We start from the raw sequence: 13,611 nt of genomic DNA, 5'->3' as shown, positions 1-13,611 counted from the left end.
GGCGGCGGCTTAGGGTGAGTTAGATATCCACCCGATGCACCTCTGGAGTTCATGCGACCGACCACACGGATGTGGTCATTACAGGCCCCGGCACTTGTGTCGGGGCCTGTTCTATTCAGGGGTCGGAAAGATTCGCAGGACAAATGAAGATCAACTGTGGGAGCTGGCTTGCCTGCGATAGCATCACCCGGGTTTAACTGAACAACCGAGGTGTTTGCATCGCAGGCAAGCCAGCTCCCACACAAGCCCGCTCCCACATTTAGATCTGTTTTAGTTGAATGTTACTCAGCATCCAGATGCATCGGCGTTACCACTCTGCCATCTTTCTCCGCTTGCCCAAGGCTCGCGTCAATGAAGTACACCCGGTCATCTTCCAGCTGGCCTTTGTCCACCAGGTAGTCCTTGATAGTGCTGGCACGGTCCTGCCCCAATTGACGCAGCAAGACGTCACTGGCGCCCCAGAACTTGATCAAGCCATCACGCAGCTTCGCGGTGCGATCATCGCTGCTCAGGTCTTTCCATTCAGCCGGCGGTTGTTGCTTGAGGCGGGTGCGGTAGATGCCTTCCAGCAAGGGCGCTTTTTCCTTCTCCGGCACAACCAGCAAGGAAGCCTGGGCTGGCACTTTGTCGCCGCGACGCTGGAGGATTTTGTAGTAGTTGTACTGGTATTCACGCTCCAGGCGATCTGCGGCGATGAAAGGCCCATCGCTGCTGGCCGCCGCCGTGCCTTCAATCTCAAGGCGCAGGGCAGGGCGCTCTTTCAGTGCCTTGGCCAAGGTGTTCAGGGCACCCTCGGCCTCTTTGTTCAGTTCGCTGGAGCCTGCGGCAAACGACACGTTACCCAGGTCTTCCGAGCCGCCACCGCTGACCAGCCCGCCGATAAACTTGAACGGCGCCGTGGCTGCGCGCACCACCAGGTTGCGCAGGGTCTGCCACACAATCGGCATGACGCTGAACTGCGGGTTATTCAAGTCGCCGGTTACTGGCAGTTCGATGGAGATCTTGCCGTCAGTGTCCTTGAGCAGCGCAATGGCTAGGCGAATCGGCAAATCGACGGCATCGGCACTGTCGACCTTCTCACCCAGTTGCAATTGCTCAACCACCACTTTGTTTTCAGCCTTCAGTTGGCCTTTGGTGATCACGTAGTGCAAATCGAGGTTGAGCCGGCCCTTGCGAATGCGGAAACCCGCGAACTTGCCGGAATATGGGGTCAAGGTGGTCAGTTCGACGCGCTTGAAGCTGGTGGCGATGTCCAGCGCCGCCATCGGGTCAAACGGGTTGACGCTGCCCTTGATCGTCACCGGCGCGTAGCGATCCACCTTACCCTTGATGTCGACGCTGGCTGGCTTGGCCTGGCGACTGTCGATAGTGCCAATCTGCCCGTTGAGTTGCTGGATAGCCGTGGCGAAGTTGGGCGTAAGGCTGAAGTCGGCGAAGTTGGCCGAGCCGTCGTTGATCGCAATCTGCCCAATATGAATACCCAAAGGCTTGTCTTTGCTCGCCGCCGGCTTGGCTGCCGACTTGGCGCCACTGTCAGCCGGTTGCGGGATCAGCAAGTCATCGATATTGGTGGTGCGGTCATCGTTGATCATAAAGCGCGCATACGGCTGCAGCAGGTTGACCTTGTCGATCGACAGGCTGTCACCGTGCTGGTAGTTGACGCCTTCGAGTACAAGGCGCTGCCACTTGAGAAAGTCGCGGGTCTTGAGGGTGTCCAGGGTGTGCAACTGGTCGACCTGAGCGCGTCCGGTGACCTGCAGCGCTAAGGGCTCGGTGCTTTTAAGGTTCACATCCAGGTTGCTGCCCAACATGCCGCTGCGCAGTTCGAGGCGGATAAACGGGCTGATATAGGATTGCGCGACCCGCAGGTCGATGTCCTGGGTGTTTACTTTCAACTTGGCGCTGACCGGGTTGAGGTTGACTTCGCCGGTTGCGCTGATTTTGCCTTGCTTGCCCAGGCCGGAGTCGACCTTCAGGGTAAAGGGGCTCTTGTTGAGGCTGTCGAAGTTCTGCACGTCGACATTCAGCGGGCCTAGCTCCAATGCGACTGCCGGTTTGGCAGCACGGTCCGCCAGGTGCACTTGATAGTTACGCAGTTGCACGTCCTTGAGCAGCACTTGCCAGGGTTTGCTCGGTGCGGCAGGTGCGGCGTTTGGCGTATCGGCGGTTGCAGGCGCGCTGGCAGGCTTGAGTTCCTTGGCCGGTTTGCTCGGTTGGCTGGCGAACAGTTTCTGCCAGTCAAGTTGCCCATCGGCTTCGCGGGCGGCCCAGGTTTCCAGCTTGTTGCTGCGGATCTTGCCGACCACTACTTGCTGTTTGGCCAGGTCCACCGTGGTTTCGCTGACGTCCAGGCGTTCCAGGCGTACCAGTGGCCGGCCATCCGGCGCCTTGATCGCAAAGGGCGCGATGCTCGCGGCGGTGTTGGTCAGGTTCAGTTCGGTTTCTTTGGCCAGGCTGAATTTATACTCGGTGCTGAAGTTCAGCACGCCGTCTTCAAGCACCAGCGGCAGGGCGTCTCGTACATACGGCCACCAGGCTTTCATCTTGCCATCGGTGACTTTCAGGGTGCCTTCGGACGTGATCGGCACCAGGCTGAAATTGCCTTTCCAGTCGATCTGCCCGCCTTCAGGGCCGGCCGCCACCAGGGTCATGTCGGCGTTGTCTTCGGGCAAGGTGCTGAGGTTTTTCAGTTCGAAGTCGAGTTTGTCGTAGAGGAATTCAATCGGCTCGCTGGGGCGCAGGTCGCGAAAGTACACGTAGCCGCCGGCCAGCTTGATGCTGTCGATACGCAGCGGGAACGGCTTGGCATTCGGGTCGGCCGGGGTCGGCTCACTCGGCGGCAGCTTGAACAGCTGCGCCAGGTTCAACTGGCCGGTTTTGTCGAACAGCACTTCGGTCTTCGGCTGGTCCAGTTGTACGTCGGCCAGGTGCAGCGCGCGCGTCCAGAGACTGTCGATCTGCAAGTTGGCGTACAGGCGCTCGAAACCGACTTGTTCCTTGCCCGGTTCGCCGATCTTCAAGCCCCACAGCGTCAGCTCCAGGCTGAACGGGTTGAGCTCGATGCGCTCAATGCGGGCCGGCACCGTGGCGTAATTGGCCAGTTGTTGGTTGGCAATGCGAAGGGCAATGCCCGGCAAAATCAGAAAACCCAGCAAGCTGTACAGAGCCAGGGCGGTCAACAAGGCGCCAGCGGCGCGGATCAATCCTTTGGGCATGAGTGACGCCATCTATGTAGAACGAGAGTGCCTTGGAGTATGGCACGGGTTTTCGGTTCCGAAGTACTGGGCTCCTTGGGAAAAGTACTACAACTGCAGGATCAAGGTCTTCAACGGTGGCTGTTGATCTTGCGAAGGGAAGTCCGCACCCGGCGTCATGATTTGCCACTCGCGTACCGGGCGGCCGGCTTTTTCGGCGCATCGCAGTACCTGTTCACGCCAGTCATCCATGCTGACTTTTGCCAGGTTGTTGCAGCAGATCAACACGCCATTGTCGGCGGTGGCCAGCAGTGCGGGCTTGAGCAGGCTCTGATAGTCGCGCAGCAGGTCGACGGTGCCGAAAGCACTCTTGGCCCACGCGGGTGGATCGAGCAGCACCAGGTCGAACTGGCGCTGCTCCAGGCGTGGATAGCTGGGCAGCTTCTGCCCGCGCCGTTGGGTGATCGGCAAGCCGGCCAGTTGGCGAATCGCCGGGAAGTAGTCGGACTGCACGAAATCCATGGTTGGCAATTGCGGGTTGAGCAGACCGTTTTCGCGCCCCACCGCCAGGTTGCCTTCGGCGAAGTCCAGGTTGCACACCTCACGCGCGCCCCCGGCTGCGGCGCTCAAGCCTACGCCACAGGTGTAGGCGAAGAGGTTCAGCACGCTTTTGCCGGCGCTGTGGTCCTTGACCCAGCCACGGGTGTTGCGCAGGTCCAGGAACAGCAGTGGGTCTTGCCCGGCATGGCGCCCGCGTACACGGTAGTTGAGGCCCCATTCGTGTCCTACCTGATCTTCCAACGCCGCAGGCTCGGCGCGGTACACCGTGTCTTCACGGTCGATGCGCGAGTTGCCACGGGAGCGGTCGTTGTACACCAGCTGCAGTTCCAGGCCCATGAACTGGTTGATCTGTTGATACAGGTCCAGCAGCGCCTCGGTTTGCAGTGACTGGTGGAAGGTTTGCACCAGCAATTGCGGACCGTAACGGTCAATGGTCAAGCCGCCGGCGCCTTCCTGGCTGCCATGGAACAACCGGTAGCAGTCGGTGCCTTGGGCGTGCAGCTCGTTGATCAGGTCTTGGCGATGGTTGAGAGCGGCGCGCAGCGCCTGATTCAAGGGAGTCATGGAGCGCGCCTTGCGGGTAAAAGAGGGCGCGAAGTTTAACAGTTATAGGCGCCAGGCTACATCAACCCCATCCGCCGCTGGGCGCGTTGCACCGAACCATTGCGCATGGCCCAACGCAGCAAGGGCGCGCTGCGCTTGACCCCGGCGCGGATCATTTGGCGTTGCAGCGGGCTCTGGTGTTGCTCAAGCATGGCACTGGCCCAATCCGGCAGCAGATCGATACCGGCCTGCATCATCAAGCTGCCAAAGGGCTTGGCCAAGGTGCTGGGCGCGGGCGCATTAACCAGCAGGCGCAGCACTTCGCGGCTGCGATCGTCGCACAGCAGTTGTGGACGAATGCGCGCCAGATAATCGGAAATTTCCTGCCGTGAACGCGGAACGTGGCGTGCGCCCAATCGCTCGGCCACCAAGGCTATTTCACTGTAGTAGCGGTCCTGATCACGACCCGACAGATGCGGGTTGCGATAACGCAGGTGCGCCGCCAGAAAATTGCTGACCTCCGCCACGTGTACCCACGTCAGCAGCTCCGGGTCGCTGGCCGCATAGGCTCGCCCATCCGGTGCATGCCCGACCACTTGCAGGTGGATGGTGCGCACCTTTTCAATCAGCCATTCGGCGTCCTGGCGTGAGCCGAACGTGGTGCCGGAAATAAACTGCGAGGTGCGGCGCAAGCGCCCGAGCATGTCCTGGCGAAAGTTGGAATGGTCCCACACGCCGGCCAGAGCCAGCGGGTGCAAGGCTTGCAACATCAACGCGCTGATACCGCCGATCAGCATGCTGCTGAAGTCGCCATGCACCTGCCAGCTCACAGAGTCCGGCCCGAACAGGCCCGGGTCGCCCTTGGGATTTTCCAGGTCCAACTGACCCAGTGACAAGCCGGTGAGGCTCATCAGCTGGGTTTCGATACGGCTGCGGATAAATTCCATGGCGACTCTGGGTGGCTCCTATCGGTTCAAGCGTTTGTCGATCAAGCCGTCTACCACGCTCGGGTCGGCGAGGGTCGAGGTGTCGCCGAGGCTGTCGAGTTCGTTGCAGGCGATCTTGCGCAAAATACGCCGCATGATCTTGCCCGAGCGGGTTTTCGGCAAGGCCGGCGCCCATTGGATCAGTTCCGGCTTGGCAAAGCTGCCGATTTCCTTGCTGACCAGCTCGAGCAGGTGCTTTTTCAGCTCATCGCTGGGCTCGACGCCGTTCATGGGGGTGACAAAGGCATAGATGCCCTGGCCTTTGACGTCGTGGGGGTAACCGACCACAGCGGCTTCGGCCACCTGGTCATGCAGCACCAGCGCGCTTTCCACCTCGGCAGTGCCGATGCGGTGGCCGGACACGTTGATCACGTCATCGATGCGGCCGGTGATCCAGTAGTCGCCATCCTCATCGCGGCGCGCACCGTCGCCGGTGAAGTAGTAGCCGGGGTAGGGTTTGAAATAGGTGTCGAGCATGCGCTGGGGGTCGCCGTAGACGCTGCGGATCTGCCCCGGCCAACTGGCCTTGATAGCCAGCACGCCACTGCCGGCGCCGCTGAACTCCTTGCCGTGTTCATCCAGCAGCACGGGTTGCACGCCAAACATCGGTTGGGTGGCGCAACCGGGTTTGATCCGTTGGGCGCTGACCAGCGGGCTGAGCATGATGCCGCCGGTTTCGGTCTGCCACCAGGTGTCGACAATCGGGCAGCGTTGCTCGCCCACGGCGTTGAAGTACCAATCCCAGGCTTCGGGGTTGATTGGCTCACCGACGCTGCCCAGCAGGCGCAGGCTGGCGCGCGAGGTGTTCTCCAGCGGCCCGTGGCCCTCACGCATCAGCGCACGCAGTGCGGTGGGCGCGGTGTAGAAGATATTCACGTGGTGTTTATCGATGACCTGCCAGAAGCGCGAGCTGTCCGGGTAGCTCGGCACACCTTCGAACATCAGTGACGTCGCACCATTGGCCAGCGGCCCATACACGATATAGCTGTGGCCGGTGACCCAACCCACGTCGGCGGTACACCAGAACACTTCGCCATCACGGTAGTCGAGCACGTACTTGAAGGTCATCGCCGCTTGCAGCAGGTAGCCGCCGGTGGTGTGCAGCACGCCCTTGGGTTTGCCGGTGCTGCCGGAGGTGTAAAGGATAAACAGCGGGTCTTCGGCGTCCATCGGCTCGGGCGGGCAATCAGCGCTGGCGGCGTCCAGGGCGGCTTGATACTTGAGGTCGCGGCCTGCTACCCAGTCAAGCTCCGCACCGGTGCGCTCCACCACCAGCACCGTGCTGACGTTCGGGCAACTGGCCAGGGCTTTGTCGACATTCTTTTTCAGCGCCACCGGCTTGCCGCCGCGCACGCCTTCATCGGCGGTGATCACGGTGCGGCAGTCGGCATCGAGGATGCGGTCGCGCAGGGCGTCTGGAGAGAAGCCGCCGAACACCACCGAGTGCACTGCGCCAATCCGCGTGCAAGCCAGCATGGCGTAGGCGGCTTCCGGGATCATTGGCATGTAGATACACACCCGGTCGCCTTTTTTTACCCCACGGCTTTTCAGCACATTGGCCAGGCGGCTGACGTTTTGGTGGAGTTGGCGGTAGGAGATTTTGGCGGACTTTGCAGGATCGTCGCCTTCCCAGATAAAGGCTGGCTGGTCGGCGCGTTGCGCCAGGTGACGGTCGATGCAGTTGTAGCTGACGTTCAGTTGGCCGCCGGCAAACCACTGGGCAGCGCCGGTAGTAATGTCCGAGTGCTGCACGGTGTGCCAGGGTTTGATCCAGTCGAGAAAGCCCTTGGCCTGTTCAGCCCAGAAAGTATCGGGTTGCTCAATGGATTGGCGATAGAGGCGCTGGTACTCGTCTTGACTGAGCTGCGCGACCTGGCGGACGGCATCGGCGTTGGGGTATGTGCTGATATCGAACATGAGCGGTCCTTATTCTTGTTTTGGCGACAAGGCATAAAGATGCACGCTGTGGGGAGAGGGTTCAAGGCCAACGTCCAAACGGACGTTGGCCTTGGTGTACCGGCCTCAGCCGCGGTGACGACCGCGGAAGTAGTTGATCAGGCCTTGGGTCGACGCATCGTCGGCCAGGGTTTCTTCGGCGCCGGTGAGGCGGTTATAGACGCCTTTGCCCAGCTCCTTGCCCAACTCCACGCCCCATTGGTCGAAGGCGTTGATGCCCCAAACCACGCTTTGTACAAACACTTTGTGTTCATACATGGCGACCAGTGCGCCCAAGCGACGTGGGCTGATGCGCTCGACCACGATGGTGTTGCTCGGACGGTTGCCCGGGATCACCTTGTGGGGCGCCAGCTTCTGCACTTCGGCTTCCGGCAGGCCTTTTTCGCGCAACTCTGCCTCGGCTTCGCTGCGGGTCTTGCCGAGCATCAGTGCCTGGCTCTGGGACAGGCAGTTGGCGTACAGCCACTGGTGGTGGTCGGACACCGGGTTGAAGCTGACGATCGGCACAATGAAGTCGGCCGGGATCAGTTGGGTCCCCTGGTGCAGCAACTGGTGGTAAGCATGCTGACCGTTGCAGCCGACGCCGCCCCAGATCACCGGGCCCGTATCGGTCGACACCGGCGTGCCGTCCTGGCGCACGCTTTTGCCGTTGGACTCCATGTCCAGCTGTTGCAAATGCTTGGTGATGTTACGCAGGTAGTGGTCGTACGGCAGGATCGCGTGGCTCTGCGCACCCCAGAAGTTGCCGTACCACACGCCCAGCAGGCCCAGCAGCACCGGCATGTTTTGCTCGAACGAGGCGTTCTGGAAGTGCTGGTCCATGGTGTAGGCACCGGACAACAGCTCTTTGAAGTTGGACATGCCGATAGCCAGAGCGATTGGCAAGCCAATGGCCGACCACAGCGAGTAACGGCCGCCGACCCAGTCCCACATCGGGAAGATGTTCTCTTCACGAATACCGAACGCCACGGCCGCCGCGTTGTTGCTCGATACGGCGATGAAGTGACGGTACAGCTCGGCTTCCGAGCCACCCTGGGCCAGGTACCAGGCGCGGGCGGCCTGGGCGTTTTTCAGGGTTTCGAGGGTGTTGAAGGATTTGGACGAGACGATAAACAGCGTGGTCTCGGCGCGCAGCTTCTGGGTCAGCTCGTGGAACTCGCTGCCGTCGATGTTTGCCAGGTAGTGGCAGCGCACGCCTTTGTGGGCGTAAGACAGCAATGCCTCGGAGACCAGCTCCGGGCCGAGGAACGAGCCACCGATGCCGATATTCACCACGTCAGTGATCGGCTTCTCGGTGTAACCACGCCACAGGCCGTCGTGGATGCGGCCGACCAGGTCAGTGATCTGGTTCAGCACCTTGTGCACGTCCGGCATGATGTTCACGCCGTTGACCGACAGCTTGTCGCCCACTGGGCGGCGCAGCGCGGTGTGCAGGGCGGGGCGGCCTTCGGAAGAGTTGACCGGTTCGCCTGCGTACAGCGCGTTGATCGCGTCTTTCAGGCCGACTTCATTGGCCAGGTTCACGAGCAAGGCGCGGGTTTCGGCGGTGATCAGGTTTTTCGAGTAATCGAGGAAAAGCCCGCAGCTGCTCAAGGTGAACTGGGAAAAGCGCTGGGGATCGGCATTGAACGCGTCGCGCATGCTGAAATCCTGCATGGCTTGGCGATGTTGATTGAGCGCTTGCCAAGCGGGCAGAGCGGTAACGTCATGAGGAGTGCGGTAGTACGCCATCGCTGCGGGTTTCCTTTTATTACGGGGACTTGCCTTTAGGACACTTCTAAATCCGGAACGTTGAGTCTTTCATCAGGCGTTTGAGTCCGGTCAGCGCCAACAATGGCGCAGGGCGATTACATTAAACCTAGCGTGTCGATATGTCTTGGCTTTGTCTGCGCTGTCGCCGGTACTTTTTTATACCGGCGCAGCGATCAGGGCAACAGGCGAAGTGCCTGGCGGGGTCAGTTGAGGGTCAAATGCAGGTTGTCGATCAGGCGTGTGGCACCCAGGTAGGCCGCCACGAGGATGACGATATCCCGATCCTCAGGCGTGGCCGCACGCAGGTGCACGCCTTGGCGCACCTCCAGGTAGTCCATGCGCAGCCCGGCCGCTTCAATCTGCGCGATCTGTTCGGCACGCAGCTTGGCGAAATCCTGCTCGCCGCCCTTTATAGCCGCCGCAATCTGGCTGAGGCTGCGGTAGAGGACCGGCGCAATCGCGCGCTGTTCTTCGGTGAGGTAACCGTTGCGAGATGACAGCGCCAGGCCGTCGGCGGCACGCACGGTAGGCTCGCCGATGATCTGGATGGGCATGTTCAGGTCATGCACCATGGCGCGGATGACCGCCAGTTGCTGGTAGTCCTTCTGGCCAAACACTGCCATGTCCGGCTGGACCATGTTGAACAGCTTGCTCACCACCGTGGCGACACCTTCGAAGTGCCCGGGCCGGCTGGCGCCGCACAGGCCTTCGGACAGTTGCGGGACACTCACGCGGGTCTGGCCGGTCATGCCGCCGGGGTACATTTCCTCGACGGTGGGCGCAAACAACAGGTTGCAACCGGCTTGCAGCAGCTTTTCCTGGTCGGCGGCCAGCGTGCGCGGGTACTTGTCCAGGTCTTCGCCGGCGCCGAACTGCAGCGGGTTGACGAAAATGCTCGCCACCACAAAGTCCGATTGCTGTGCGGCCTTGGTCACCAGGGTGGCGTGGCCGCTGTGCAGGTTGCCCATGGTGGGCACAAAGCCAATGCGCTTGCCGGCACTGCGCGCGTGGGCGACGGCGGCGCGCAGTTCTCTTACGGTTTTAACGGTGTTCATGCAGAGAACCCGTGTTCGTCGGCTGGGAAGGTCACGGCTTTGACTTCACGCACGTAGGCGGCCAGGGCTGCCTGGATGCTGTCTTGGCCGGCCATGAAGTTTTTTACGAATTTTGGCGCACGGCCGGTCAGCGACAGGCCGAGCATGTCGTGTACCACCAGCACCTGGCCGTCGGTGGCTGAACCTGCGCCAATGCCGATCACCGGCACTTTGACCGCTTGGGTAATTTCTGCCGCCAGTTCGCTGGGCACGCATTCGAGCAGGATCATCGCGGCGCCGGCTTGTTCCAGGGCAATCGCATCCGCACGCATCTGGCGCGCCTGGGCTTCGTTGCGACCTTGCACCTTGTAGCCGCCGAAGATATTCACCGACTGCGGTGTCAGGCCCATGTGCACGCACACCGGAACGCCGCGCTCAGCCAGCAGCCGGATCGACTCCGCCAGCCATACCGCGCCTTCGACTTTGATCATGTGGGCACCGGCTTGCATCAGCTTGCCGGCGTTCTGGAAGGTTTGTTCAAGGGTGGCGTAACCCATGAACGGCAGGTCAGCGATGATGAAGGCGCCGTTGTTACCGCGTTTGACGCTGGCCGTGTGGTACGCGAGTTCGTCAGTGGTGACCGGCAGGGTGCTGTCATTCCCTTGAAGAACCATGCCCAGTGAGTCGCCAATCAGCAGCACTTCAACCCCGGCTTCGCAGCTGGCGTGGGCGAAGGTGGCGTCATAGCAGGTCAGCATGGTGATTTTTTCACCTTTGAGCTTGAGGCTCTGCAAGGTGGTCAGGGTAATGTCTGGCATGGAAAGGGTCCTCGTTCAGGCGCTTGGAAACAGCGAGTAACGCGCGTGAGTCTTTGTGTATACAGGCGCACTGTCTTGAGAGCAGTGCTTATAAGGCCTGGATTGCGCCCTTCAGCGCCGCGTTGGCGGCAGCGGGACGCCTATAGTCGTGATGAGGACACGGGAAGTCAATTGGATGTGTTACCGCATTGTTACGAGTGGGGTGTTACCGCTGTTACGGGTGGGAGCTGGCTTGCCTGCGATGGCATCGCCGCGCAATAGCGGGTGTACCGAGTTGCCCGCATCGCAGGCAAGCCAGCTCCCACATTGACCGGGTCAGTCTTGGGGCAGGCGTTCCAGGCCGACAAACGGGCAGGCTGCCAGCAGCTCTCCGAGTGTTTGGCCATTGGGCAGTTGCAGGTCGGCGGGTATCAGCTCTGCCAATGGGTACAGCACAAAGGCGCGCAGATGCATCTGATAGTGCGGCACCTTGAGGCGCGGCTCATCGATCAGTCGCTCGCCAAACAGCAGGATATCCAGGTCCAGGGTGCGTGGCCCCCAGCGTTCCAGGCGCTCGCGGCCTTGGTCGTTTTCGATGGCTTGCAGCGCATCGAGCAGATCCAGTGGCGCAAGATCACTGTCCAGGGCGGCGACCGCATTGGTGTAGCGCGGCTGGCCCGGGAGCAGGGAGTCACTTTGATAGAACGCCGACACGCCAACGAGGGCCGTGCCGGGCAATTGCGCCAGGGCTTCGACAGCGCTGCGCAATTGCTGGTCCGGGGCAGCCAGGTTGCTGCCCATGCCGATGTAGATGCGTTCCACGTTTATTCGCCCGCAGCGCCCGAGGCATCGGCCGCGCTGCGCTTGCGCTTAGTGCCGCTGCGACGACGTTTTTTCGGGCCAGTGCCTTCGCCATCGCCTTTGCTGCCGAGGTCGCGAATCATGTCGCGGCGCTGGCTGTCATTGGCGTCCTGGTAATCGGTCCACCATTCGCCCAGGCCGTCGGTCTGCTCGCCGGCGCTTTCACGTAGCAGCAGGAAGTCGTAGCCGGCACGGAAGCGCGGGTTGTCCAGCAACAGGTCGGCGCGTTTGCCGCTGCGGCGCGGCAGGCGCTCCTGCATGTCCCAGATCTCGCGGATCGGCATGGTGAAACGTTTTGGAATGGCGATGCGCTGGCACTGTTCGGCGATCAGCTCGTGGGCAGCTTCCTGCATGGCCGGGATCGGCGGCATGCCACGGTCCTGCAGGCGCAATACGCGCTTGGGCAGGGCCGGCCACAGCAGGGCGGCAAACAGGAACGCCGGCGTTACCGGTTTATTCTGCTTGATGCGCAGGTCGGTGTTGACCAACGCTTCGCTGATCAGCGTGTGGGTGTACGTCGGGTTGTGTTCCAGTGCCTCGGCGCTGGCCGGGAACAACGGGTCGAACAGTTGCAGGTCGACGAGCATTTCGAAGGTGTCGGCGGCATAACCCGAGAGGAACAACTTGAGCACTTCTTCGAACAGGCGTGCCGAAGGGATTTCCCGCAGCATCGGCGCCAGTTCGCGAATCGGCGCGGCGGTGTGTTTCTCGATGCCGAAGTTCAGCTTGGCGGCAAACCGCACGGCGCGCAGCATGCGTACCGGGTCTTCCTGGTAACGCTGCGTCGGGTCGCCAATCAGGCGGATCAGGTTGTTGCGAATATCGTGTACGCCATTGGCGTAATCGAGAATGCGCTCGCTGACCGGGTCGTAATACAAGGCGTTGATGGTGAAGTCGCGGCGCTGCGCGTCTTCTTCCAAGGTGCCGTACACATTGTCACGCAGGATGCGGCCGCTCTCGTTGCGGGAAGACTGATTGGTGTCTTCCTCATCATCGTTTTGCGGATGGCCTGCGCGGAACGTCGCGACCTCGATGATTTCGCGACCAAAGTGGATGTGCACCAACTTGAAGCGGCGGCCGATGATTCGCGCATTGCGAAACTCGGCACGCACCTGCTCCGGCGTGGCGCTGGTGGCGACGTCGAAATCCTTGGGCGTGATATTGAGCAGCATGTCACGTACGCAACCGCCCACCAGATAAGCCTGGTAGCCGGCGTTTTGCAAACGTTCGACGATGTTCACTGCATAACGGCTGAATTGAGCGCGCTGCAATGAATGCTGATTGCTGTTAAGCACTTCAGGCGTGCTGCGAATGTGTTGCGTACGACGCAAGGGGGAACGGAATGACTGGAACAACTTCTTCAGCATGGGATGCACTGTTTGAAGGAATGTTCGGCCATAACGAAGAATGACCGCATGATGGGCGGGGATTCTAGCATTTAGTCGAGGGATGGTGTAGGAACAAGCTGCAAGGCTTGCGCCAGACGCTTAAAGAAGGTTGTTCAGCGGTCGAATGCCGGAAACCACAAGGGGAGCCGAAGCTCCCCCAGAAGTAGTTGCGTGCTCTATTTTTATTATGGTTGCGGGCTTCTTGTTTTTGTTGATCGCCCTCGCCATGAAGCTTCACCTTCATGACACTCCCAATCGGGAGCCAAGAGCAAACGGATTGCTTTGGTCGCTGTGTTGCTGATCTACGATCCAACCAGTTCAGGCTCTGCCTTAGGGCAGTTTTTGTTGTTCTCGGCCTGGTTGCGGGGCAAGCCCCAAATGCAACGCCTCTCCAAAAGAATCAGTTAGCTGCGCCTCCGCCGTGTTGTTTTTGTTATGCGTGAGTCGATTCGTCTTATTTTTATTGTCTTGTACAAAGCTTGTTATTGTTTTTGTACTAAGCATATAGCAGGGTGCGTGCCAACTTTTGTGCCGCCCAG

Annotated in this window: 9 protein-coding genes; all 9 read right to left on the bottom strand. The window is 60.7% G+C overall.

Annotated features, from left to right (window positions below; genetic code table 11):
- Positions 1 to 281: 281 nt before the first annotated feature.
- The gene (locus tag K0H48_RS22900; RefSeq protein WP_219269314.1) at positions 282 to 3,215 is read right to left on the bottom strand and encodes a DUF748 domain-containing protein; all 2,934 of its coding nucleotides are present in this window, start codon (positions 3,213 to 3,215) and stop codon (positions 282 to 284) included.
- Between the two features lie 87 nt (positions 3,216 to 3,302).
- On the bottom strand, positions 3,303 to 4,319 hold the full coding sequence (locus tag K0H48_RS22895; RefSeq protein ID WP_219269313.1) for a class I SAM-dependent rRNA methyltransferase: 1,017 nt from the start codon (positions 4,317 to 4,319) through the stop codon (positions 3,303 to 3,305).
- Positions 4,320 to 4,375: 56 nt separating this feature from the next.
- Entirely contained in the window at positions 4,376 to 5,245 is an 870-nt protein-coding gene (locus tag K0H48_RS22890) for an oxygenase MpaB family protein (protein ID WP_219269312.1), read from the bottom strand.
- A gap of 18 nt (positions 5,246 to 5,263) precedes the next feature.
- Positions 5,264 to 7,201: an acetate--CoA ligase gene (gene acs, locus K0H48_RS22885; protein ID WP_219269311.1), complete on the bottom strand. Its 1,938-nt coding sequence runs from the start codon at positions 7,199 to 7,201 to the stop codon at positions 5,264 to 5,266.
- Between the two features lie 105 nt (positions 7,202 to 7,306).
- A complete protein-coding gene (pgi, locus tag K0H48_RS22880) occupies positions 7,307 to 8,971 on the bottom strand; it encodes a glucose-6-phosphate isomerase (RefSeq protein WP_065911187.1) in 1,665 nt (554 codons plus the stop codon).
- 224 nt (positions 8,972 to 9,195) lie between these two features.
- Entirely contained in the window at positions 9,196 to 10,047 is an 852-nt protein-coding gene (panC, locus tag K0H48_RS22875; RefSeq protein WP_219269310.1) for a pantoate--beta-alanine ligase, read from the bottom strand.
- A complete protein-coding gene (gene panB / locus K0H48_RS22870) occupies positions 10,044 to 10,844 on the bottom strand; it encodes a 3-methyl-2-oxobutanoate hydroxymethyltransferase (protein WP_069786517.1) in 801 nt (266 codons plus the stop codon). The genes panC and panB overlap by 4 nt, the downstream gene beginning before the upstream one ends.
- A 315-nt stretch (positions 10,845 to 11,159) precedes the next feature.
- Complete coding sequence (gene folK / locus K0H48_RS22865) at positions 11,160 to 11,645, bottom strand: 2-amino-4-hydroxy-6-hydroxymethyldihydropteridine diphosphokinase (protein ID WP_219269309.1); 486 nt, start codon at positions 11,643 to 11,645, stop codon at positions 11,160 to 11,162.
- Between the two features lie 2 nt (positions 11,646 to 11,647).
- Positions 11,648 to 13,051 carry a polynucleotide adenylyltransferase PcnB gene (locus K0H48_RS22860; protein WP_219269308.1) on the bottom strand — a complete coding sequence of 468 codons (1,404 nt, stop codon included), beginning with the start codon at positions 13,049 to 13,051 and terminating at the stop codon, positions 11,648 to 11,650.
- Between the last annotated feature and the right edge of the window lie 560 nt (positions 13,052 to 13,611).

Origin of the sequence: Pseudomonas sp. Xaverov 259 (assembly GCF_019352915.1) — a bacterium.
GTDB lineage: Bacteria > Pseudomonadota > Gammaproteobacteria > Pseudomonadales > Pseudomonadaceae > Aquipseudomonas.
This window is presented reverse-complemented; position numbering and strand designations above follow the sequence as displayed.